The 23,914-nt window shown below is 45.3% G+C and carries 17 protein-coding genes and 2 pseudogenes; 18 read left to right on the forward strand and 1 reads right to left on the reverse strand.

Annotation, left to right across the window (positions count from 1 at the left end):
- Positions 1-135 precede the first annotated feature (135 nt).
- The 10 genes from acnA (at position 136) to cyoD (ending at position 13,278) form a co-directional block, all read left to right on the forward strand.
- Complete coding sequence (gene acnA, locus BBC0178_RS01340; protein WP_077970081.1) at positions 136-2,829, forward strand: aconitate hydratase AcnA; 2,694 nt, start codon at positions 136-138, stop codon at positions 2,827-2,829.
- A 210-nt stretch (positions 2,830-3,039) separates the two neighbouring features.
- A complete protein-coding gene (gene rpsT, locus BBC0178_RS01345; RefSeq protein WP_077970082.1) occupies positions 3,040-3,306 on the forward strand; it encodes a 30S ribosomal protein S20 in 267 nt (88 codons plus the stop codon).
- An 899-nt stretch (positions 3,307-4,205) separates the two neighbouring features.
- Positions 4,206-5,705 carry a chromosomal replication initiator protein DnaA gene (gene dnaA / locus BBC0178_RS01350; protein WP_078040295.1) on the forward strand — a complete coding sequence of 500 codons (1,500 nt, stop codon included), beginning with the start codon at positions 4,206-4,208 and terminating at the stop codon, positions 5,703-5,705.
- Between the two features lie 197 nt (positions 5,706-5,902).
- Entirely contained in the window at positions 5,903-7,021 is a 1,119-nt protein-coding gene (gene dnaN, locus BBC0178_RS01355) for a DNA polymerase III subunit beta (RefSeq protein WP_078038936.1), read from the forward strand.
- Positions 7,022-7,028: 7 nt separating this feature from the next.
- Entirely contained in the window at positions 7,029-8,312 is a 1,284-nt protein-coding gene (locus BBC0178_RS01360; RefSeq protein WP_078038937.1) for a DNA replication/repair protein RecF, read from the forward strand.
- A 54-nt stretch (positions 8,313-8,366) separates the two neighbouring features.
- Positions 8,367-8,804 carry a type II 3-dehydroquinate dehydratase gene (aroQ, locus tag BBC0178_RS01365; protein ID WP_077970099.1) on the forward strand — a complete coding sequence of 146 codons (438 nt, stop codon included), beginning with the start codon at positions 8,367-8,369 and terminating at the stop codon, positions 8,802-8,804.
- A 271-nt stretch (positions 8,805-9,075) separates the two neighbouring features.
- Positions 9,076-10,056, forward strand: coding sequence for a ubiquinol oxidase subunit II (gene cyoA / locus BBC0178_RS01370; protein WP_078038938.1), 981 nt, complete (start codon positions 9,076-9,078; stop codon positions 10,054-10,056).
- Positions 10,057-10,136: 80 nt separating this feature from the next.
- Complete coding sequence (cyoB, locus tag BBC0178_RS01375) at positions 10,137-12,155, forward strand: cytochrome o ubiquinol oxidase subunit I (protein WP_078038939.1); 2,019 nt, start codon at positions 10,137-10,139, stop codon at positions 12,153-12,155.
- Entirely contained in the window at positions 12,152-12,823 is a 672-nt protein-coding gene (locus tag BBC0178_RS01380; RefSeq protein WP_077970105.1) for a cytochrome (ubi)quinol oxidase subunit III, read from the forward strand. The genes cyoB and BBC0178_RS01380 overlap by 4 nt, the downstream gene beginning before the upstream one ends.
- Positions 12,823-13,278 (forward strand): cytochrome o ubiquinol oxidase subunit IV, encoded by a 456-nt coding sequence (gene cyoD, locus BBC0178_RS01385; protein ID WP_077970107.1) that lies wholly within the window; start codon positions 12,823-12,825, stop codon positions 13,276-13,278. Before BBC0178_RS01380 ends, cyoD begins: the two co-directional genes overlap by 1 nt.
- Before the next feature lie 1,324 nt (positions 13,279-14,602).
- Here the strand turns inward: cyoD and dps are convergent.
- Positions 14,603-15,090: pseudogene (gene dps / locus BBC0178_RS01395) on the reverse strand (DNA starvation/stationary phase protection protein Dps).
- A gap of 898 nt (positions 15,091-15,988) precedes the next feature.
- Here dps and tsaB point away from each other — a divergent pair.
- From tsaB to BBC0178_RS01440, 8 genes and pseudogenes are all read left to right on the forward strand, one after another.
- Positions 15,989-16,657, forward strand: a complete 669-nt coding sequence (gene tsaB / locus BBC0178_RS01405; protein WP_078038942.1) for a tRNA (adenosine(37)-N6)-threonylcarbamoyltransferase complex dimerization subunit type 1 TsaB — start codon at positions 15,989-15,991, stop codon at positions 16,655-16,657.
- Positions 16,658-16,721: 64 nt separating this feature from the next.
- Entirely contained in the window at positions 16,722-17,144 is a 423-nt protein-coding gene (gene rimI / locus BBC0178_RS01410) for a ribosomal protein S18-alanine N-acetyltransferase (RefSeq protein WP_149867394.1), read from the forward strand.
- A gap of 31 nt (positions 17,145-17,175) precedes the next feature.
- Positions 17,176-18,540 carry a tRNA (N6-isopentenyl adenosine(37)-C2)-methylthiotransferase MiaB gene (gene miaB, locus BBC0178_RS01415; protein WP_078038943.1) on the forward strand — a complete coding sequence of 455 codons (1,365 nt, stop codon included), beginning with the start codon at positions 17,176-17,178 and terminating at the stop codon, positions 18,538-18,540.
- 131 nt (positions 18,541-18,671) lie between these two features.
- Positions 18,672-19,808, forward strand: a complete 1,137-nt coding sequence (locus BBC0178_RS01420; protein WP_078038944.1) for a PhoH family protein — start codon at positions 18,672-18,674, stop codon at positions 19,806-19,808.
- The gene (gene ybeY / locus BBC0178_RS01425) at positions 19,805-20,275 is read left to right on the forward strand and encodes an rRNA maturation RNase YbeY (protein ID WP_077970121.1); all 471 of its coding nucleotides are present in this window, start codon (positions 19,805-19,807) and stop codon (positions 20,273-20,275) included. The genes BBC0178_RS01420 and ybeY overlap by 4 nt, the downstream gene beginning before the upstream one ends.
- Positions 20,276-20,394: 119 nt before the next feature.
- Positions 20,395-21,402 (forward strand): hemolysin family protein, encoded by a 1,008-nt coding sequence (locus BBC0178_RS01430; protein WP_078038945.1) that lies wholly within the window; start codon positions 20,395-20,397, stop codon positions 21,400-21,402.
- 131 nt (positions 21,403-21,533) lie between these two features.
- On the forward strand, positions 21,534-23,156 hold the full coding sequence (lnt, locus tag BBC0178_RS01435) for an apolipoprotein N-acyltransferase (protein WP_078038946.1): 1,623 nt from the start codon (positions 21,534-21,536) through the stop codon (positions 23,154-23,156).
- A 120-nt stretch (positions 23,157-23,276) separates the two neighbouring features.
- Positions 23,277-23,689: pseudogene (locus tag BBC0178_RS01440) on the forward strand (helix-turn-helix domain-containing protein).
- Positions 23,690-23,914: the final 225 nt, after the last annotated feature.

A 23,914-nucleotide genomic window follows, 5' to 3' on the forward strand; every position in this document is an offset into this window, starting at 1 on the left:
AAATCTGCTTGTTCTGGCGGTTGAGGAACGGACAGCGGAAATGACTGCACCCGCACCGTAGCTGCGATCTTGACCCGCAGTTTGTGGCGTTCGTTCCAGGAGCTAAGGCTCGCACAAATATAAGGACGAACAGTCGTGTCTCAAATAGATAGTTTTAAGTGCCGCAAAACACTCCATGTAAATGGCAAAGACTATATTTATTACAGTCTGACGGAAGCCGAAAAGAACGGTCTTCCCGACATTTCTCGCTTGCCATTTTCAATGAAGGTTCTGCTCGAGAACCTGTTGCGGTTTGAAGACGGTCGCACGGTCAAGAAAGACGACATTTTAAATATCGCCAAATGGCTAGACGACAAGGGAAAAGCAGGTGCTGAAATCGCCTATCGCCCTTCACGCGTTTTGATGCAGGATTTTACCGGTGTTCCAGCGGTTGTCGATCTTGCAGCGATGCGGGATGCAATGGTGAAACTTGGTGAAAATCCGGAAAAAATCAACCCGTTGGTTCCGGTTGACCTCGTCATTGACCACTCGGTCATTGTTGATGATTTTGGCAATCCGCTTGCTTTCCAGCACAATAAGGAACTCGAATATAAACGTAATGGCGAACGTTATCGTTTCCTGAAATGGGGGCAACAAGCCTTCCGGAATTTCCGGGTTGTTCCTCCGGGGACAGGTATTTGCCATCAGGTCAATCTTGAATATCTTGCCCAATGTGTTTGGACGAGAGAAGAAAATGGCCACACAATAGCTTATCCCGATACCTGCGTTGGTACCGATTCCCACACCACAATGGTCAACGGTCTTGGTGTTCTCGGCTGGGGCGTTGGTGGTATTGAAGCTGAAGCTGCCATGCTTGGCCAACCGGTTTCGATGTTGTTGCCGGAGGTTATCGGCTTCCGCCTCACAGGTAAGCTCAAGGAAGGCATTACAGCCACCGATCTTGTTTTGACCGTAACACAGATGTTGCGTAAAAAAGGCGTGGTCGGCAAATTTGTCGAATTCTTTGGTCCGGGTCTTGAACATATGACTTTGGCCGATCGTGCGACAATTGGCAATATGAGCCCTGAATATGGCGCGACATGCGGCTTTTTCCCGATTGATCAGGAAACCATCCGTTACCTCAATATGACAGGTCGTAAAGAAGAACGGATTGCACTTGTCGAAGCTTATACAAAAGCTCAAGGCATGTGGCATGATTCCCATACAGCCGATCCGGTATTTACCGATACAATCGAACTTGATATGGGAACGGTTGTGCCGTCTATGGCAGGGCCGAAACGTCCGGAAGGGCGCTTGCCGCTTGAAGAAGTCGGCAAAAGTTTTGCGACAGCGCTTCACAACGAATATAAGAAAACAACCGGTGAAAAAACTCGTTATCCGGTTGAAGGCGAGGATTTCGACATTGGTCACGGAGATGTTGCTATTGCAGCGATCACCTCTTGCACCAACACATCCAATCCGAGTGTTCTGATTGCGGCAGGTCTACTTGCCCGAAACGCGGTTGCCAAAGGCTTGAAATCCAAGCCGTGGGTTAAAACTTCACTGGCTCCGGGCTCGCAGGTTGTTGAAGCCTATCTGGTCAATTCCGGACTGCAAAAAGATCTTGATGCTTTGGGCTTCAATCTCGTCGGTTTCGGTTGCACAACCTGTATCGGTAACTCGGGTCCTCTGCCGCCGGCAATTTCGAAAACCATCAATGACAAGGGATTGATTGTTGCAGCGGTTCTTTCAGGAAACCGTAACTTCGAGGGACGTGTTTCTCCTGATGTTCAGGCAAACTACCTTGCTTCACCGCCACTTGTTGTTGCCCATGCTTTGGCTGGAACCATCACCAAGGATCTCACAAAAGAACCTCTTGGAACCGGCAAGGATGGCAAACCGGTTTATCTGAAGGATATCTGGCCAACTTCGCAGGAAGTTCAGGAATTCATCGAAAAGAATGTTACCCGCAAGATTTTTGAATCAAAATATGCGGATGTCTTCAAGGGCGATGAAAACTGGCAGAAAGTCAAGGTTCCTGCAGGTGAAACCTATGCTTGGGACAAAGACTCGACCTATGTCCGCAATCCTCCCTATTTTGAAAACATGCCGAAAGTACCTGCACCGCTCAAGAATATTGACGGAGCTCGTATCCTCGGACTTTTCGGGGACAAGATCACGACAGACCATATTTCGCCTGCCGGTTCTATCAAGGTTGATTCTCCGGCCGGTAAATATCTGATCGAACATGGTGTAAAACCTGCCGATTTCAACCAGTATGGTACCCGTCGTGGTAACCATGAAGTGATGATGCGTGGCACATTTGCCAATATTCGTATCCGTAACTTTATGCTTGGCGAGAATGGACGCGAAGGTGGCTACACCATTCACTATCCATCCAAGGAAGAAGAATCGATCTATGATGCTGCTATGCAGTATAAGAGCGAGCACGTGCCACTCGTTGTTTTTGCCGGCATCGAATATGGTAACGGGTCATCACGTGACTGGGCGGCCAAAGGAACCAATCTTTTGGGCGTGCGTGCGGTGATTGCTCAATCTTTCGAGCGTATTCACCGGTCCAATCTTGTTGGTATGGGAATTGTACCGTTTGTCTTCGAGGATGGACAGAGCTGGCGTTCATTGGGGCTGAAAGGCGATGAAGTCATCACGATCGATGGCATCAACGATCTGAAGCCACGGCAAAAAACTGTTGCCAAGGTCAAATTCGGTGACGGCAGTGTCAAGGAAGTTCCGCTTCTTTGCCGGGTCGATACTGTTGATGAACTTGATTACCTCCATAATGGCGGCATTTTGCAATATGTTTTGCGCAACCTTGCCAAAGAAGGCTGATTGGCAACTCATAAAACGATAAATGGGTTATAAAACACATAAACGGGTCGTAAAATTACGGCCCGTTTATTTTTAACCGACAATTTCAGAGAATCTCATTGACGTACCCAGCGAAATTACGCTATAAACCCGCCAAGATTAAGCGGCTCTCGGCCGCAGTTTGTGTTTCTAGGCTTAAAAGCCGGTCAATAAGAAGAGAGAGATAGACTTATGGCGAATACACCTTCGTCCAGAAAAGCAGTGCGTAAGATTGCAGCACGCACAGAGGTTAGTAAATCCCGTCGTACACGTGTTCGTTCATTTGTACGCAAATTTGATGATGCAGTTGCTGCCGGCAATAAGGCGGCTGCCGAAGTTGCTTTCAAGACGGTTGAACCGGAATTGATGCGTGCTGTCACAAAAGGTGTTCTGCATAAGAATACGGCTTCGCGCAAAGTTTCACGTTTAGCCAAAAAGTTGAAATCACTTTCTGCCTGATTGTTTGAAAGAACGCTTCCGAGGAGTTTTTTCTCGGTTGAGCGGGTTTGTAGATTTTCAAAAACCGGTGCCTTTCGGGTGCCGGTTTTTTTCGTTTTTATTTTTGTTTGGGCGGTAGAATAATTAACCGTAAAAATGATTAATTTTAGAAAGAAATATCATTTTATTTTTTGTAAAAAACCTTTAAAAACAATTACCTAACAGCCTTATCCACAATGACAAAAAAGCCTTGGAACGCTCATATTTTGTCAAGCTTTTTTTTTAATTTTTTTTAAGGAATTTTGTCGACCGGCAAGCGCCATAGCCGTTTCGAAAAAGCTTATTGATTCAAAGTAATTACGCGCTGTTCCTGTTAACGAATATCGGAAAAATAGAATAGGAACGCAATTTCCGGTTGAGTTTTACCCCTTGCATTTATGGACGGCGTTTTTGTATGGTCTAACTGCAATTAATAACTTTCCAGCCTGCTGCCTTTGAGTCTTCTCTGATCGGTTGACGATAAGCGGATAACAAAGGTAGTAACGCTATCAAATGAAAATGCTCTTTGTTTTTTCTAAGGGGTTGAAGCCGTGAAACTTGATGGAACAGAACATGTTTTTGTCACCACCAGGTTTGGTACAAGTAGATGGAAAGGGAATTACGAAACAGAGCGATCTTGGCTGCCTTATGTGGTTTGGCATCGAGGTGGCGCTTGTTGTTAAGGGGAAGTTCTTGGGTGAGTTGAGTTTTTCGTGTTGAATGGATGTGTTTTTGGTTTGTTAAGAGGGTTAACAAACGTGTCGGTCTGTTTTTCGCGGAGTAGTTTTATTTTGGTTATTCAAGGCAAGGATGTTTTGACCGCGAAGGTGTTGTAACCGTTCGGTTTTCATTTGTCTTTGTCAGAGAGAATGTTGCGTAAGATGTCAAATTTGAATGGGATTGTTTCTGGTGAAACCAAAGTAAATGATGATGTTCATCATTTGGTTGCACAAGATGAAGGGGACGAACTTTTTGCACGTGTTATGGCACAGTTGAAAGTTCATGTCGGTAATGAGGCTTATACGAGCTGGTTCGGTCGTCTGCAACTCGATGAATTCAGCCGTAGCCAAGTACGACTTTCTGTTCCGACAGCTTTTTTACGTTCATGGATTACCAACCATTATGCGACGATTCTGACCGAGCTATGGCGTCAGGAATGTCCGACACTGTTGCGGGTTGACGTTGTTGTGCGCGGAATGAATCGTGTGGTTAAACATCATGCTCCGCGAAAAGAAGAAGAGACGCATGTTCAAAACCATCAGGAAAACATGGTTGTGTCGTCTTCTCATGGCCGCACAGAGCGTTTTTCCGGAGAAGCCCAGCAGAGTGTTTTTGGCTCTCCACTTGATTCGCGCTATACCTTTGATACCTTTGTTGAAGGTCCGTCCAATCGCGTGGCTCTTGCTGCAGCCCGTTCGATTGCCGAAAGCCACAAAAGTGCTTTGCGCTTCAATCCACTTTTTATTCATGCAGCCGTAGGCTTGGGAAAAACCCATCTTTTGCAAGCAATTGCTGCTGCCGCTTTGCAGCGTCCAACGCCTGTTCGCGTCATCTATTTGACCGCCGAATATTTTATGTGGCGTTTTGCAACGGCGATCCGCGATAACAACGCTTTGTCATTTAAAGAACAATTGCGAGATATCGACCTGCTTATTATTGACGATATGCAATTTTTACAGGGCAAATCGATTCAGCATGAATTCTGTCATTTGCTCAATATGTTGCTTGATAGTGCAAAACAGGTTGTCGTGGCAGCTGATAGGGCGCCAGCCGAGCTTGAATCATTGGATGTCAGGGTGCGCTCACGTTTGCAGGGTGGTGTTTCGCTCGAAATTGAGTCGCCTGATTATGACATGCGGCTCGAAATGTTGCGCAAGCGCTTGAAAGCAGCCCAACATGATGATCCGTCTATTTCGATCCCCGACGAGGTTCTATCCCATATTGCAAGAACTGTTTCCGGTTCGGGGCGCGATCTTGAAGGGGCATTTAACCAGCTTCTGTTCCGTCAATCTTTTGAGCCGGATCTATCGCTCAATCGTATTGACGAATTGTTGGACCATTTGACGCGCTCGGGCGAACCCAAGCGGATTCGTATCGAAGAAATCCAGCGTGTTGTGGCTCGTCATTATAATGTTTCCAAGCAGGATTTGTTGTCGAATCGCCGTACGCGGACAATTGTTAAACCGCGTCAGGTTGCGATGTATCTTGCAAAAATGATGACACCACGCTCGCTTCCGGAAATTGGCCGTCGCTTTGGCGGACGGGATCACACAACTGTCCTTCATGCAGTGCGCAAGATTGAAGATATGGTCGGTGCCGATCAGCAATTGGCCAAAGAATTGGAGCTCTTGAAGCGCCTGATTGACGAGCAATCGGCTTGAACAGGCCTTTGAGAGAACAAGTCTCGTTAGACTCTGTCAGAGAGTAGTATCTTGTATTTTATGCAAGAATATTGCCAATCCGGTTTTTATCTGTTTTTCTTGTCGGGTGATTCCTTGGCTTAAAAGGAATCACTACATCTTGTTTTATTCAGTTAGAACCCTTTTTAATTGGCAGAATAATTTAGAGAGTGTCCAATATGCGCATTACAGTCGATCGTAGCCATCTGTTAAAATCTCTCGGCCGTGTTCATCGTGTTGTCGAACGGCGCAATACGATTCCTATTCTGTCCAATGTGCTTATCAATACAGTTAATTCCGGTGTCGAATTGCAGGCAACCGACCTTGATCTTGAGGTCACTGAAACAACATCTGCAAATATCGAACAAGCAGGTTCGACAACTGTTCCTGCCCACCTTCTTTACGAGATCGTGCGCAAGCTTCCCGAAGGTGGCGAGATTATGCTTTCGGTTTCCGATGACGGCAACGCTATGCAGGTCGTTTCCGGACGCTCGAACTTCCGTTTGCAATGCTTGCCCAAAGAGGACTTTCCGGAACTTAATGCCGGTGATTTCAGCCATAGTTTTACTTTATCGGCTGCGGCTTTAAAACGATTAATCGACTGCACGCAGTTTGCTATTTCCACAGAGGAAACGCGTTATTATCTCAATGGTATCTATTTTCACGTCATTGACGATAAAGGCCTGAAAATACGTACAGTTGCGACCGATGGTCACCGTCTGGCCGAAGCGGAAACAGACGCACCGTCAGGCTCTGAAGGAATGCCCGGCGTTATTATTCCTCGTAAAGCGGTAGGCGAATTGCAGAAACTGTTGGGAGAGGAAGCCGAAAGCGAAATAAAGATAGAAGTTTCCGAAACAAAAATACGTTTCACGATTGCTTCTGTTGTGCTGACGTCGAAATTGATAGACGGGACATTTCCCGATTATCAGCGTGTCATCCCCTTGGGCAATGACAAAAAGCTGACGATCAACCGTCAAAGTTTTGCTGCGGCAGTTGACCGTGTGTCGACCATTTCCAGTGATCGCGGACGTGCCGTTAAATTGACAATCGAAAATGGTCAATTAACACTCACGGTTAATAATCCTGATTCGGGAAGTGCGGAAGACCAGATTGTTGCCGATTATGAAGGTGAACCGCTGGAAATCGGTTTCAATTCCAAATATCTCCTTGATATTATGGCACAACTCAACGGTGAAAACGCGGTATTCATGCTCGCCGACGCAGGTGCACCAACGCTTATTCGCGATAGTGACGATGCTGACGCCCTTTACGTTTTAATGCCAATGCGTGTTTAGAGAACGAATGGTAGATGACTCTGGCAGAAGCGCTGCAAAGGTTTTTATCCGGCAGCTTAAGCTGACCAATTACCGTAATTATCGAAATTTTTCTGCCGATTTTTCCGACCGGATTGTGATCTTCACCGGACATAACGGTGCCGGTAAAACCAATCTTCTTGAAGCCTTGTCTTTTCTTTCGCCAGGGCGAGGTTTGCGTCGGGCACCTTACGATAGTGTCATTCGTGCCGGTCAGCCATCCGGTGCAGGCGAACAAATAGCGTCGGAAGATCGGGATTCGACCGGCTCATTGCAGGCTGAACAGAGGCTTCAAAACGATGCTGTCGGATTGGAAAATGCACCAACCGGTCATGATGCGGCTCCTGTCCAAAAAGGGGCGGATGGATTTGTCATTTTTGCCCAATTGCATTCGGCTCTTTATGGAAATGTCAATATCGGTACGGCAAGTGACACTGCCTCGAATGGTCGCAAAGTGCGAATTAATGGGGAAAGTGTTGCTTCCGACAGACTGACGGAATATTGCAGAGTGAGCTGGCTTGTTCCATCCATGGACGGTTTGTTTACCGGTCCTGCAAGTGACCGAAGGCGTTTTCTCGATCGCATGGTTCTGGCCATTGATCCTGCGCATGCTCGCCGCGTGTCGGATTTTGAAAAGGCAATGAGAGCCAGAAACCGGCTTTTAGTGGATGGAAATCGCGACGAATACTGGTTCAATGCATTGGAAACGCAAATGGCAGAACTTGCTGTTGCCATTGCGGCAGCGCGTATGGATGTCGTGAGACTCATTACAAATATTGATAATTTCGATGCAGAAAACACATTTCCGGTACCACTGCTTGATCTTGAGGGAACTATTGAACATTCATTGATGAGGCAATCGGCTGTAGATGTCGAAGAAGACTATAAACAACGCCTCCGCGATAAGCGGGAGCTTGATCGCACGGCCGGACGAACGCTTGAAGGGCCGCATAGAAGCGATCTCCTGGTCTTTTACGCCAAAAAGAATATGCCGGCGGCGCTGTGCTCCACAGGAGAACAAAAAGCCTTATTAACCGGACTCGTTCTTTCACACGCCCGATTGACAGCAGAAATTTCGGGTATGACACCGATTCTTCTGCTTGACGAGATGGCCGCCCATCTTGACCAGAAAAGGCGGGCAATATTATTCGATAGCCTTGATAAGCTCGGTGGCCAAACTTTTATGACTGGCACCGATAGCGAGCTTTTTTCAGCATTGAAGGGGCGTGCGGAATTTTTCGAGATATCCGGTGGACAGTTTACCAAAATTTAAGAAAATATCACCGACGTTAAGTAAACTCGTTCGAACATAGAGGGGATACTGACCATGGCAAAAAAGATTACAGTACTCAATGGACCAAATCTGAACTTTTTAGGACGACGTGAACCGGCAATCTACGGTCGTGAAACATTGAAAGACATTGAAAATATGACTCGGGAATGCGCTCGTTCCCACGGGTTTGATGTCGATTTCTTACAGAGCAATTGCGAAGGCGAATTGGTTGGCTTTATTCAGGCAGCAATCGGCGAAAGCGTCGCAATAATCATTAATCCGGCGGCCTATAGCCATACTTCAATTGCCATACTCGACGCATTGAAAATGTTTGAAGGGGTGGTTGTAGAAGTTCATTTGTCGAACATCCACAAAAGAGAAACCTATCGTCACCATTCTTTTGTATCGGAAAGAGCCGATGCTGTTATTGCAGGCTGCGGAAGTGATGGTTACCGGTTTGCTGTTGAATATATCGTTCAGCACGATTTGTGAATCAAAAATCGTCGGAAAAACCGCGCAATATTGACGCAGGGGGGGACAAAATACTTGCGAATTTTTACCCAAAGAGTAAGACGTTGCCTAGATGATGCCACAATTGTCTTTGTGGCAACGTCAGTCCAAGTCGGGCTTCTATGTCTTTTTGGGACAAATAATCTGCCTGACGGGGAAAGTTGGAGAGGTGGAAAAGTCCGCTTTTCCGTGACGAATGAATAGAAATACCCTCGTGCAATAATATGCAATGCATATAAAGAGGCAGGTAGGAATGAAGAACTTTGGTAAACTAACAGGGCTGCTGGGCGTCTTAACATCCGCTTTGCTCTTGTCGGGTTGTGAATTTGATGTTCTTGACCCGGCGGGCTATGTGGCGCGCCACGAGCTAATATTGATTACTACATGCGTTATCGTAATGGCTTGTATTGTCATTCCCGTGATGATCGCCGTTGTCGCTTTCGCAATTAAATATCGTGCTACCAACACCCAAGCAGAATATCTGCCGGATTGGGGGCACTCCAACAAAGTGGAAACCTTCATGTGGGGGATTCCGATTCTTGTTATTATTATTTTGGGTAGCTTGACAGCTTATTTCACTTATAAGCTGGAACCCTCAAAGCCAATTGATAAAGCTGTTGCCGGAGCACAAGAACCACTCCAGATCGATGCAGTCGCACTTGATTGGAAATGGTTGTTTATCTATCCGCAATATGGCGTAGCTTCGATCAACGAGATCTATGCTCCCGAGAACCGTCAGGTTCTCGTGCAGTTGACTTCGGAAAATTCGGTTAACGCTTTCTGGGTCCCGCGTCTTGGTACAGTGTTGTATGCAATGCCGCAAATGAATGCGAAGTTGCATCTTATTGCTGACCGTCAAGGTGTATTCAAAGGTTCTTCCGCCAATTACAGTGGCGACGGTTTCTCGGAGATGCACTTCAAATGGAATTCTGTTGCTCAGGCAGATTTTGATAACTGGATTGCCAAAGCTCGTGAAAGCAAAGAAACGCTTGATCGTGCTGGATATCGTCAGCTTTCCTATTCGCCGAAAATGGGCGATACTGCCGGTAAGCAAAAAGACGCTGAGGTTCGCTATTTCTCGCAAGTCGAAAAAGGTCTATACTATCGCATCGTGAACCGCTGCGTAGATAAAGACACGACTTGTAACGAAGATCAGATGAAACTTGCTGCAGCGAAATCTCTGTGGGGTGAACTCTGCTCCGTATTTGATCCCGGTGTGGTTCAGAAGAAATAAAATTATCGAGGAAGGGGCATCTACCTTCTCGAAAGGTAACGTCCCCTCCAAACCGAAATTCATTTAATATGGGTTGAAAAATGTTTGGAAGACTTACAGACCCTGTAGCCGGAGCGTTTCACGCGCTAACGAATGAGCCGATCGTCCTTTACACCTGCCTTGTTGTAGTTGCATTGGCCGTCGTTATTCTTGCCGCTATTACGCTGCTCGGCTGGTGGGGAATATTGTGGCGCAATTGGATCACATCTGTTGATCACAAGCGCGTCGGCATTATGTATATTGTCCTCGCAATTGTCATGCTTGTCCGTGGCTTTGCAGATGCTATCATGATGCGTACACACCAAGCGTTCGCGCTTGGATCAGAGACTGCGGGTTATTTACCGCCTGATCACTTTGACCAGATTTTCTCGGCACACGGCACAATCATGATTTTCTTCATGGCAACGCCGCTATTGTTCGGTATTTTGAACTATGTTCTGCCGCTGCAACTTGGTGCTCGCGATGTGGCCTTTCCATTTGCCAACAACCTTGGCTTCTGGATTACATGCGCCGGTGCGATTCTGATCAACATTTCACTCGGTATCGGTAACTTTGGCCGTGGTGGTTGGTTGATGTATCCACCTTTCTCGGAATTGCTGAATAGCCCTGACACGGGTGTTGACTATTATCTGTGGTCACTGCAGCTATCAGGTATTGCGACGACGATGGGTGCTGTCAACTTTGTTGCCACTATCGTCAAATGTCGTGCTCCCGGAATGACAATGTGGAAGATGCCGGTATTCTGCTGGTGCGCATTGGTTTCGAACGTTCTTATCCTTATCATCTATCCGCCGCTGACAGTTGCTTATGCACTGCTCGCCGGTGATCGTTACCTTGATATGAACTTCTTCACCAATACAGCCGGTGGTAACCCGATGGTCTGGATCAACTACGTTTGGATTTTCGGTCACCCGGAAGTTTACGTTCTGGTTGTTCCTGCATTCGGTATCATTTCCGAAATCGTTCCGACATTCTCGTCAAAACGCCTTTTCGGTTACACCTCGATGGTTTGGGCCGTCCTTGTTATCTTGATCCTGTCGATCATCGTTTGGGGACACCACTTCTTCACAATGGGTGGCGGCGAAGCCGTTAATACCTTCTTCGGTACTGCAACCATGATTATTGCTATTCCGACCGGTGTTAAGGTCTTCAACTGGCTCTTCACAATGTATAAAGGACGCATCCGTTTCGAACCTCCGATGTTGTGGTGCATGGGTATGATGTTCACCTTTGTTGGTGGTGGTCTTACCGGTGTTCTGCTTTCGATCGTTCCTTCGGACTGGCAGTTCCACAACTCTTTGTTCCTGGTTGCCCACTTCCACCACACAATTCTTGGTGGTGTTGTGTTTGCTTACCTCGGTGCATTGGCGTTCTGGTTCCCGAAAGCTTTCGGTGTCAAGCCGAACCGCGCATTGGGTATTGCTTCGTTCTGGTGCTGGTTCATCGGCTTCTACGTAGCATTCTTCCCGATCTATGCAGTTGGCTTGATGGGTGCTACACGTCGTTTGCAGCACTATGTCGAACCAAGCTGGCAGCCTTTGTTCATCACAGCAGCTATTGGTGCATTCATCATCCTTCTTGGTATCCTGTGCTTTGTTCTGCAGGTATTGATCGCCATCTGGTATGGCATCAAGCATAGAGGCAAATTGCCGATCACACAGAACGATCCGTGGGGCGATGCCCGTACTCTGGAATGGTCAATCTCTTGCCCGCCTCCTGCTTACAACTTTGCTACAGTCCCTGTCGTTCAAGCGGACGATGCCTATTGGGATATGAAACAACGCGGTGAGCATCGTAAAACTTCGGGCTTCGAGAAGATCCATATGCCTTCCAACACGATTGCAGGCTTTATTTCCGGCATGTTGATGTTGGTACTTGGCTTCTCTCTCGTATGGCACATCTGGTGGCTGGCTGTAATTACGTTCGTTGGCTTCATTTTGACCATTCTGCTTCATTCGCTTAATGGAAACCATGCAGGCTATTACATCTCGGCTGAAGAAGTACAGAAGACTGAAGACGAATTCAGCGCTGTTCTTAAAGCACAAGGAGTAAAAGCATGAGCGCTACAGCAGTAACAACCGCTCACGCGGAAAACCACCACGACGGTAGTTCGACAATGGTCTTCGGGTTCTGGGTTTATATCCTTTCCGACCTGATCATCTTCGCAACTCTGTTCGCTACATTTGCAGTGTTCGCCTCCGCTTACGGCGGCGGACCTGCCGGTAAGGATTTCATCAGCCTCAATTACGTGCTTTGCGAAACAGCTTTGCTGTTGTTCTCGTCAATCACTTATGGCATGGCAATGGTGCAGGTTCGTAATGGTAATATCGGCGGGGTAAAAACCTGGCTTGCTATTACTTTTATTCTTGGCCTCGCATTCATTGGAATGGAATTGAATGAATTCCATGAGCTTCTCTTCGGGAAGGAAAATGTTTTCTTCTTTGATCCGAATGCTTATGCGGGTGTGGATCCTGAAACCGGTGTTCGCACATTCGGTAAAGAAGTTCTGTCGGCTTATTGGTCGTCATTCTTCATGCTGGTTGGCACACACGGTATTCACGTTACGACCGGCTTGATCTGGATGGTATTGATGTTCTTGCATCTTGGCCGTCACGGTTTGGATAAAGATAACAAGACTCGTTTGTCGTGTCTTTCTATCTTCTGGCACTTCCTTGACATTATCTGGGTTGGTGTCTTCACAGCCGTCTATCTTTTGGGAGCACTATAATGAGCGAACATGAAGAAGCACACGGTGTAACAACCGGCAAATACATGGTCGGATTCATTCTGGCTGTTATATTGACCCTCGCATCATTCATTCCTGTTATGCAGGGAATGCTTGATAACTGGGCAGTCAGCACCAAGGTTATCTACCTCATTGGCATGGCTCTCATTCAGATATTCGTCCAGATCGTTTTCTTCCTCCACCTCAACGAAGGTCCGGATGCGAAGTGGATGGTCGGCTCAATGTGGTTTGGTGCGCTCTGCGTATTCATCGTTCTCGGTGGTACATGGTGGGCGATTTCTCACCTGAACTACAATATGATGGGCGGTTCGGGCCGTATTGTTCAGCCTGATATTATTGATCAGGTTCCGGGTGGTAGTCCGGTTGCACCTTCAACAGAAGCTGCACCTGCGACAGAAGAAGCTGCTCCTGCTACACCGGCAGCACCTGCACAATAATACGATTTTGTAATATAAAGCAGTTGAAAGCCCCGCTACCAAGCGGGGCTTTTTTCGTGTTTTTAGTAAACTGCGCTCAATGTCCGGACGTTTAGCTAAAGCCTATTTTACACATCGCCATAAACCCGATTTTCGCACGCTATTATAATTCCGGATAAAGAGTCGCCATAAGACCGTGTAGCTGTCCGCCCGCGCACCTAACACCAATGCGAAAATCCACTGCAAATAGACCAATTGACGTTTAATGAGATGTCGGAACGTAATGCACAACGATGTTTGAAAAGGGTGCCTATTGCACAGACTGTCCGGAAAAGACCACCAAGCACAGAGTGTCCGGAAAAGTCCGCCATGCATCGACTATCCGGAAATGTGGGGGGCTTTGTGCCAATGCACTTCCTACCACTTCAGAGACGGAAAAATAATCGGCCTGAATATTAGTGCTTATCAAAAATGTGCTCACCGGCCACCCCTACCCAAATGTTTAAGAAATGGCTGTTAATAAAATAAGACCGGACAATCTTCAGCCCACCACGAGCCTGACTTGACCGGCAGGTAGCACCGCTATTGATGAAAAAGGTATTTCTTTCGAGGGCGAATATGAATGTAAACGTAAGATAAACAGTGGCAAACAGGTTTGGCATGGCTAGGACCTGTTCATTCTTATGAAAAACAACAGCAAAAACTATCGTCTTCTAAGATAACAGACATCGGTTTTTGGGGAGACAGAATTTACAACCGCAAAACTGACTATATTTTTACAAGCTGTTTCAAGCGGCCGATAAGAGAGCAATATTATTCACGAACGGGCAAGAGCAGCACCTTTGCCACTTCCCACCGGTTTCCTCTATTATGCTACCAATGCTGAAAAATATCACTTTAAAGCAATATGGATTTTTGAACTTTTTGCTAAAGGATTTTTTGTGCAGCCGCGCGGGATAATTAAAAATATCGGTCGCGCGTCGATTTCTCAACCCACTTAACCTGCTAATTTTTAATATTGAATTGAGATAAACAATTTTCGGTCTTCCGAAAATACCTCACAATAAACGGACGCGTTATCAATTAAGGTTCATGAGCATTTGCAAGAATGAGATGGTATCATGCCCGACAAGGACCACAGTTTTCCACGCAATGAATGACTATTGGTTTAGCAAAAACACAACAATTTTAATATGCGGTTCTGATCCAAATTGTAGGAAAAGGGAGGTTATAAGTCGAGGCTTTGAATAAAAGGCCATCAATCAAGCCCCCAAATCAAAAAGGAAGCAACAGCAGTTGCTTCCTTTAAATCCTGAACTTCCGTTCTTTTGGCAGAAGGATTGAATTAAGCTTCCTGAACATGTGATTCAAGGAACCACAAGCTCTTATCAAGTTCACGTGACGCCGCGGTAAAGATATCGGCAGTGTCTGCATCCCCTGCGTCATCTGCTTCGTCAATTGCTTTACGCATATCGTTGGCAGCATCGCCATAACGCTCGATCAAGGCCAAGAGATGATCATGCACTTTATAAATATCTGTCGGGTAAGCTTTCAGCTTGGACGTACCGGCAACTGCTTGAACGGTACCCAAAGCAGTTCCACCCAATTGGGCAACGCGTTCGGCAATAATATCGACGTGTTCGTCAATTGCATCTCTAAAGCCATCCAACATTTCGTGGACACCAATAAAGTTGGACCCCTTCAAATTCCAGTGGGCCTGTTTGTAACGAGTGCCAAATCGATAAGCGTTGCGAGGTTCTTGTTCAACAACGCAATGGCTGTTGTTTTTGTATTTGAAGGCATATCGTTACGAGTTTTGTGTGTTTTAACCATAATAATCTCCGCTTGAATTAATTCGCGTATCTATATAACGCACCAAACGCCTGAAAGTTCCGCTTGGAATTTCTACCAGTGTCAAGCTGTTCCAGTGGTAGTGCGGTGATGCCCTTATAGAATACACCTTATAAAAAATAATCCAACAGAAAATATATACAATAAATAAGTTAATTTTGGAAATATTTTACCATTATAAATTGTATAACCTAAACTTATGGATGTTTCATAAAAAATTATAATGAACTTATATTTTTAATTATTTTAATTCTAAAAAATTTTGCCGATTGATAAAATGGGAAATAGCTATTATATATAAGATATATTATATCTAATATAGAAAATTATTATGAATGATATGTAATTATTGATTGACCGAAAAACAAGGTTTCATTGATGATCCGTAAAAAAATTTGGAATTTTATCATTTAAAATATCCAAATAGGACGTAATTTTTGATAAATTTTAAACACAAAACAATTTATATAAATAAATAATATTCATATAATTCTGAAAATTATAATTATTAAAATCACTTGAAAGTTATTTTTATAAATAATTAAAAATCAATACGAAATTTTATATAAAATGCATAACATTCTAAAAACGATAACCTTTCTAAAGTCACACCTCGAATTGTTCATTGCATATATATTTTTGGCTGACATTTTTGTTCCAAGTCCGATGCTTTTGTTTTAAACAAAAATACAAGCTCTTCGAAAATAAAATTTGTGAAATATCGCCCGGCAATTTTTGTTGATTTTTGCCATATTTCGTTCCCGTTTTGAAAAAAGAATTTTTGATCATTTTGATCTATCAGCCAAGAAAAGTTCAAAACGTATTGATTTAAGGTTATCGGTTCTTTTGTTTCGGTGAACAATGGTCTAATAGACAGAAAATGATTACGCTTGCCATAGATACAGCTTCTTTAAATTGCGCCGTTGCATTGATGAAAGACGGCAGCATTGTCGCGCGTATAAGCGAAAAAATTGGTAAAGGACACGCCGAAAAGTTGATCGGGCAAATCATTGAGGCATGCAGTCTAGCAAAAATTGAGCTGTCATCTATCGACCGTATTGCCGTCAATGTCGGTCCGGGATCTTTTACAGGCGTGCGCATTGGTGTGGCTACGGCCAGAGGCTTGGCTCTTGCACTTGAAAAGCCGGCAATTGGTGTAAGTTCGCTTGAAGCAATCGGTTTTGAAGCACATGGACATTTTCCAAAAAGTCATATTATTGCTTTGATAGATGCCGGCCGCGACATGGTGTATCGGCAAGATTTTGATGAAAATTTGCAACCTCTTTCCCCTGCTATAGTGCAAAATTGCGAAGAGGTTGTCGCTGGGCTTGATAATAAGGCAATTCTTGCAGGCCCCTTTTCCAAAACTATAGCGCATTTGGCTGGAGTCAAAGAAAGTTCTATCTATTTTCTTGATGCTCCGGATGTGGCAAGCTTTGCAAAATTGTCGCAAAACAAATCGTCCGATGGTTCACCGAAACCGCTTTATTTGCGCGAGGCAGATGCAAAGCCGCAAACAAGTTTTTCCGTGCCAAGGAAAAAGGAATGAGGTCAGGACTTTTTTCAAAACCGGAATATATTGTCACTTCGATTACATCAGATGATAGTGATATTTGCATGATATACACAAACAGTCATTTTATCATGCGTGGGATGAAACAGTTTTTGCGTCATTTTTGGCTGATCCGCAAATTTCAGGTTTTATCGTGAGCCCCAAGGGCAAGCCCGGAAAGGTTTTGGGGTTTGTCCTCTGTCGGTTGGTTATCGACGAGGCAGAAATTATTACTATTGCCGTTCATCCCCGATTTCGCCAAAAAGGCTTGGGAAAAAAGCTTTTGGATGCAGTTTTCCGCTATCTCTATCAGCAGCGGGCGAAAGTGCTTTTTCTGGAGGTTGATGAAAACAATAGCGCGGCACTTGCACTCTATAAGGGGTTAGGTTTCCATGAAGTCGGTCGTAGACCCGGTTATTACAAAACAGACAAAGGTCATAGTGATGCCTTGATCATGCGTAGAACCATTCAGCAAAAAGATTGAGATTTACCAGAAAACCGGATAAAAATATCCTATGAGCGAAGCAAACAAAAAAATCGGCAATAGTCGCAAGGTCTTTATCAAGACTTATGGCTGTCAGATGAATGTCTATGATAGTGAGCGCATGGGCGACAGTCTTGACAGCGAGGGGTATGTGGCAACAGAAACTCCCGACGATGCTGATCTTATATTGCTCAATACATGTCATATCCGTGAAAAAGCGGCTGAAAAACTTTATTCCGATCTCGGTCGTTTAAGAGTTATGCGCGAAGAAAGGGATCCTTCGCGGCCATTAACAATAGGTGTAACAGGTTGTGTTGCTCAAGCCGAAGGGGCCGAAATTTTGCGCCGTGCACCAACAGTCGATCTGGTTGTAGGGCCGCAAACTTACCACCGGTTGCCTGAATTGTTGCGCAAGGTCCATGAAGGACAAAAGGTTGTTGAAACCGAATATGCAGTGGAAGATAAATTTGCCCATCTTCCACACCATAATCGGCGGGCTGTCCAGAAGCGAGGGGTTACTGCATTTTTGACGGTTCAGGAAGGCTGTGACAAATTTTGTACATTCTGCGTGGTTCCCTACACGCGCGGGTCGGAAGTTTCTCGTCCGCTAGACCAGATCATGAGCGAGGCACGTGAACTTGTCGACGCCGGGGTAAAAGAAATCACCTTGCTTGGACAAAATGTCAACGCCTGGCACGGCGTTTCGGCAGACGGAGATGTTTTGCATCTCGGAGACCTTCTTTATCAGCTTGCCAAAATTGATGGGCTTAAACGTCTCCGCTATACAACAAGCCACCCGCGGGATATGGACGACAGTCTTATAGCTGCTCACAAAAATCTCGGAATGCTGATGCCTTATCTTCACCTTCCGGTTCAATCAGGCTCCGACCGGATCCTCAAAGCAATGAATCGTCAACATAAAGCGGATGATTATCTGCGTCTTATTGATCGCATCCGTAAAGCGCGTCCCGATATTGCATTTTCAGGCGATTTCATTGTCGGCTTTCCGGGAGAAACCGACGAAGATTTTGAAGCGACCATGAAGCTCGTTCAAGAAGTAGGATATAGCTCTGCCTATTCATTCAAATATTCGCCACGTCCGGGAACACCCGGAGCAACAATGAAAGACCATATAGAGGAGAAAGTAAAAGACGAGCGCCTTCAGCGCTTACAAGCCCTTATTCTCGATCAACAACATCAATTCTTGCAATCGAAAATCGGTCAGCGGATTGAAGTCCTCGTTGAGAAAGTTGGTCGCCATGAAGGGCAGATGGTCGGTCGCTCGCCCTGGTTGCTGCCTGTTGCTGTTTCAACAAATGCAAAAATTGGCGAAATTATCGCGGTTGATGTAACAGACGCATCATCCAACAGTTTCCTCGGCCGTGCAGTCAATTGAATATTTTTTTCAAGTTCGGCGGGATTTCATGGCGGGTTCGGTGGCGGATGAGGTAACGTGAATAAAGCAGGTTTCCTTTTCACTATAATTTTATATATTCTTACCCAAATATATTTTTTCAGGAGACAAGGTTGAAGAATTCAACCGAAACAAAAAAGACGGTCAAGACAGGTAAAAACGGGCGAGCGAAAGAGCCCGATAAAAGTAGTGTCGACGATGCTTCTGTTAAAAAAGGCGCATCCGATACAGATCATATTGTCCTGGTTTTCGAGGATAACCAGCAGGCAAATATTGTTTTTGGCCAATTTGACGAAAACCTTGCCCGCATCGAACAAAAACTGGGTCTGGATATCCGTGCACAGGGAAATGAAGTATCAATCCGGGGGGACAGGCAGGATATCGAAATTGCCCGCCGGTCTCTCGACCAGCTTTATGAACTTGCAAAAACCGGTTTGCAACCGGGTTTGTCGGATGTGGATGGTGCAATAGCAATCGCCTCTTCTGTGAACGAGAAAGCCGATCGGGAAAAGTCTGAAAATAGTTCGCGGAAAGTGACGCCAGCCCATATATCAACGCGTAAAAAAACAATTTATGCACGCACACCAATGCAGGATGCCTATATGCGGGCGTTACAACGTGCCGAGCTTGTTTTCGGCGTTGGTCCGGCGGGTACCGGAAAAACCTATCTTGCAGTGGCACACGCGGCAATGTTGCTCGAGCGTGGACTTGTAGAGCGTATCATCTTGTCACGTCCTGCCGTTGAAGCCGGTGAAAGATTGGGCTTTTTGCCCGGTGATATGAAGGAAAAAGTCGATCCTTACCTGCGTCCTCTTTATGATGCACTTTATGACATGATGCCGGCCGAAAAAATCGAACGTGCCATGGCGGCAGATATTATCGAAATCGCTCCGCTTGCTTTTATGCGTGGTCGGACACTTGCCCACTCTGCCGTTATTCTCGACGAGGCACAAAATACAACCTCAATGCAGATGAAAATGTTTTTGACCCGTCTTGGGGAAGGGTCACGTATGATCGTGACAGGCGACCCTAGCCAGATCGATTTGCCTTTCGGACAAAAATCGGGGCTTACCGAAGCGATGCGCATTCTTGGCAGTATTGACGATATTGTGACGGTGCATTTTACCGAGGCAGATGTTGTGCGACATCCATTGGTAACAGCTATTGTTACTGCCTATGATCAGGATGCCCGTCTGCACTCGAAAAATCGTGCTCAAGATAATAATATAGCAAAGAACCTGGAAAAATGACAGTGCATTATGACATGGCAATCAATGCTGAAGGCTGGCAAAACGAGGAGACTTTAAGACGGCTCGTTGACAGTGTATTGCAAGCGACATTGCAGGAGCTCGGCTTTGACAAGATTGATAGCGAACTGAGCCTTGTTTTTACCAATGATGCCGATATCCGCGAAATAAACGGGAAATGGCGCCACATTGACAAGCCCACCAATGTTTTGTCATTTCCGGCTTTTGCTCTTCAACCCGGACAAGAGCCCGGAGAGATTTTGGGTGATATTGTCATTGCGCGTGAAACGGTTGCACGTGAGGCGGCGGAAGAACACAAGAGCTTTGACGATCATCTGAGCCATCTTGTTGTTCACGGTCTCCTTCATTTGATGGGGTATGATCACCAGAATGATGAAGAAGCAGAGCAGATGGAAACGCTGGAGAGAAAAATTTTAGCCTCTCTTGGTATTTCGGATCCTTATCTATGATTAAATAAAGCCAAGTGTTGCTATTATGCGTCTATACATATATTAGAGAAATATATGTCCTAGTTTAATAACAAGAAAACTGACACAATTTACTTCGCATATTGTAATTTTAAGAAGCCATGACGGAAAAAACAGATAGTTCAATTGACGAAGAGTCCGGTAGGTCATCAACAGGGCAAAACTCTTCACGGTCGCAATCAGGTGAAAAGAAGTCTTTATTTGCCAATCTCTTTTCTTTTTTGCGCTCGCGTAACAATTCGACTTTGCGTGAAGATCTGACAGATGCCCTTTCCGAGGGAGAAGGCGAAACAAACGCTCTTTTTTCGCCTGAAGAGCGCCTTATGCTCAATAATATTTTGCGTCTTCGCGAAACGCGCGTCGAAGATGTTATGATTCCCCGTTCCGAAATCGAAGCACTTGATATTTCGACAACTTTGGCTGAAGCATTGATAGAATTTGAAAAATCGGGCCATTCGCGTATGCCGGTCTATTCGGAAAGCCTCGATGATCCGCGCGGGATGTTGCATATCCGTGATGTCTTGAATTACATCACAAGGAAAGCGCAAAGCGGGGAAAAAGAAGGCGTTCTCGATTTTTCCAAAATTGATCTTTCACAGGCTGTCGGTAATCTTGAACTAATACGCAGTGTTCTTTTTGTTCCGGGATCAATGTTGGCCGGACAATTGTTGACGCGTATGCAGGCAACGCGAACACAAATGGCGTTGATTATTGATGAATATGGAGGAACGGACGGGCTCGCTTCTATGGAAGATATTGTCGAGCTGGTTGTGGGCGATATCGAAGATGAACACGACGATGTCGACATGTCCATTATCAAAGAAGCAGAAAATAGATGGCTTGTGGATGCAAGCGCCGATCTCGACGAGGTCGGAAAAGCTTTGGGACCAGGGTTCAAAATTGGTGAACATGGAGATGACGTTGATACAATTGGCGGGCTCATCGTTTCGACTCTAGACCGGATACCGGCGAAAGGTGAAGTTATAGAAGCCGTACCCGGTTACCAGTTCCGTATTCTGGAGGCCGATAAACGACGCATTAAACGGATCAGGATTCAACCGTTACAAAACCACCCGAAACTGGAGGGAGCGGCTGTTCCATCTGATTGAGAAACGATTGTTTACAGTCTTCTTTTCTGGAAGTGGCTAAGATTCAATAGACGTTTACGGATAAACGCTTCAAAATATTTTTTTAGTTTGTGTCGAAATTTAGGGATTGAAAGATAAGAGGGGGAGCAGGAATGCGTATTTTGGCAACAGCCACCTCTTATATGAAGACATTACGAGGACTGAAACGTCAGCTCCTGAGCTTTGTGTGTGGAGGAGTTAGCGCTTTTGCGTTAGCGCCGTTTTATCTCTTTCCTCTGGCTTTTTTTACTTTTCCGGTACTTGTCTTATTGCTTGATAATATCGCTTGTAAGACTTGTCGGAAGCAACGTTTCAAGCTTGCCTTTTTTACCTCCTTCAGCTTTGCCTTCGGTTATTTTGTTTTTGGTCTTTGGTGGCTTTCGAGCGCTATGCTCATTGACCCCGTAAGCTTCGGCTGGGCTATCCCGTTAGCAATATTCGGGCTACCATTTTATCTTGCACTTTATTGGGGATTTGCTGGCGGCGTTGCTATTGTCTTTTGGCGTGAAGGACTGTCACGTATATTTGTTTTGGCACTTGCTCTGGGGGTAGCGGAGCTTTTGCGTTCCATTATGTTTACCGGTTTTCCATGGAACGCAATCGGTTACACAATAATGCCGACACCACTTTTTATGCAGTCCGATGCAGTAGTGGGTTTATATGCAATGAACACTCTTGCTGTGCTTCTTTATTCGCTGCCAGCCACTCTGATTGATAAAAGCGGGCAATGGCTTGCACTTGGCATAGGCCTTGTTCTTTTTTGCACTCACACAGGATTTGGTATTTTCCGCCTCTATAACGCGCCTCCTATAGAAAGTTATGACAGGGCCGACCGATGGGTAAGGTTGGTACAACCGTCCATCAAACAGGACGAAAAACTTGATAACGAAGTGCGCTATGCGATGTTTGATGCCCATATGCAACTGAGCAAAAAACCGTTGACAGATGGTGCCCATGAACCCGCCTATATTGTATGGCCGGAAACTGCCGTGCCCTATATTCTCGATTATGTTCCTGAAGCAAAGATGCGTATTGCATCATTGCTTCGGCCGGATCAATGGGCAATTGTCGGGGCGGTACGCAGCACTGGCCGGCCGAATGATGAAAATAATAAATATTTTAATACCATATCTGTCATTGATAGTAATGGTGATGTTCTTGCGTCCTCGGACAAGGTGCATCTCGTCCCATTTGGTGAATATTTGCCTTTCCAACAAATATTCGACCGGATAGGTCTCCACGCTTTGGCGGTAATGGCAGGCGGCTATAGTAATAGCACGATACGAAAAACTGTGACACTGCCTGATGGATTTGTTTATCTGCCGATGATTTGTTACGAGGTCATATTTCCGAACGGTATGGGATATGAAGGCGATAAACCGCAAGCAATTTTGAATGTTACCAATGATGCATGGTTTGGCGTTACTCCCGGTCCTTATCAACATTTCGATCAGGCACGTTTACGCGCTGTTGAATTGGGAATTCCTCTTATTCGTGCAGCTAATAACGGCTTATCGGCAGTCGTTGATCCTTATGGGCGAATCGTCAGATCATTGGACCAGAATGCAGTCGGTGTGATTGATGCGCCAATTCCTGCGGCGATTGTTCCGATATGGAACAAAGGTCCAAATTTTTTGCACGCTTTTGTAGCCTTTCTTGTTATACTGACATTTAGTATAATGTTCGGTTATGTAAAAAACGGTCGTTCGATTGACAAGTTAGAACCAATGAGATGATATGAGGAAGAAATGTGGTCCAGCGGGGGACCGATATTAAAACCCATGAACAACAAATAATCATATAAATCGGTTTGAATTTATGAAGATGGATCAATATTGACGCGAGAAAGTTGAATTATGGCCTCACTCAAAAAAACACCCGCCCCGACAGACGTATATGTGGGTAGCCGTATAAGATTACGGCGCAACATGCTTGGGCTCAGTCAGGAAAAGTTGGGCGAGCAATTGGGTATCACCTTCCAGCAAATACAGAAATATGAAAAAGGCACCAACCGCGTTGGTGCGAGCCGTCTTCAGGCTATTTCCGAAATTCTGGACGTGCCGGTATCCTATTTTTTGAAGAAGCTCCCGGTACCCGTTCGGCAGAAGGGTTTCGCGAAGACGACAATAATTTTATGGACTTTTGTTCAAGTAACGAAGGCATTCAACTTCTTCGTGCGTTTACCAATATAAAAGATCCGAAAGTTCGTCGTAAGATTATCGATTTGGCAAAGGCATTATCCGAAGACGAAACTCTTAATCAGCTTTAAATGTTTTTGAAAATTGATTTAGGACACGCAGAATCGTTTTTGTTTTTTAATTTTTATTATTGATTTGTTTGCTGCTTTGTTGTCCTTTAGCGATGGATCAAAGCTTGATCAGACACTGAATGATGTCGGGATATTGTGTGTTGAATGCGTTTATCACATTTATTTCGTTCTCTTGACCAAAACAGCATTGACGCAATTCAACAAGCTTGGCAAATAAAGCAACTG

Origin of the sequence: Ditibartonella apihabitans (assembly GCF_002007485.1) — a bacterium.
In the GTDB taxonomy this organism is placed as follows: Bacteria; Pseudomonadota; Alphaproteobacteria; order Rhizobiales; family Rhizobiaceae; genus Bartonella; species Bartonella apihabitans.

Bases quoted from the DNA above. Each gene is read 5' to 3' on its own strand.
- rpsT (WP_077970082.1), top strand. From the start codon at position 3,040: ATGGCGAATACACCTTCGTCCAGAAAAGCAGTGCGTAAGATTGCAGCA.
- dnaA (WP_078040295.1), top strand. From the start codon at position 4,206: ATGTCAAATTTGAATGGGATTGTTTCTGGTGAAACCAAAGTAAATGAT.
- dnaN (WP_078038936.1), top strand. From the start codon at position 5,903: ATGCGCATTACAGTCGATCGTAGCCATCTGTTAAAATCTCTCGGCCGT.
- BBC0178_RS01360 (WP_078038937.1), top strand. From the start codon at position 7,029: ATGGTAGATGACTCTGGCAGAAGCGCTGCAAAGGTTTTTATCCGGCAG.
- aroQ (WP_077970099.1), top strand. From the start codon at position 8,367: ATGGCAAAAAAGATTACAGTACTCAATGGACCAAATCTGAACTTTTTA.
- cyoA (WP_078038938.1), top strand. From the start codon at position 9,076: ATGAAGAACTTTGGTAAACTAACAGGGCTGCTGGGCGTCTTAACATCC.
- cyoB (WP_078038939.1), top strand. From the start codon at position 10,137: ATGTTTGGAAGACTTACAGACCCTGTAGCCGGAGCGTTTCACGCGCTA.
- BBC0178_RS01380 (WP_077970105.1), top strand. From the start codon at position 12,152: ATGAGCGCTACAGCAGTAACAACCGCTCACGCGGAAAACCACCACGAC.
- cyoD (WP_077970107.1), top strand. From the start codon at position 12,823: ATGAGCGAACATGAAGAAGCACACGGTGTAACAACCGGCAAATACATG.
- tsaB (WP_078038942.1), top strand. From the start codon at position 15,989: ATGATTACGCTTGCCATAGATACAGCTTCTTTAAATTGCGCCGTTGCA.
- miaB (WP_078038943.1), top strand. From the start codon at position 17,176: ATGAGCGAAGCAAACAAAAAAATCGGCAATAGTCGCAAGGTCTTTATC.
- ybeY (WP_077970121.1), top strand. From the start codon at position 19,805: ATGACAGTGCATTATGACATGGCAATCAATGCTGAAGGCTGGCAAAAC.
- BBC0178_RS01430 (WP_078038945.1), top strand. From the start codon at position 20,395: ATGACGGAAAAAACAGATAGTTCAATTGACGAAGAGTCCGGTAGGTCA.
- lnt (WP_078038946.1), top strand. From the start codon at position 21,534: ATGCGTATTTTGGCAACAGCCACCTCTTATATGAAGACATTACGAGGA.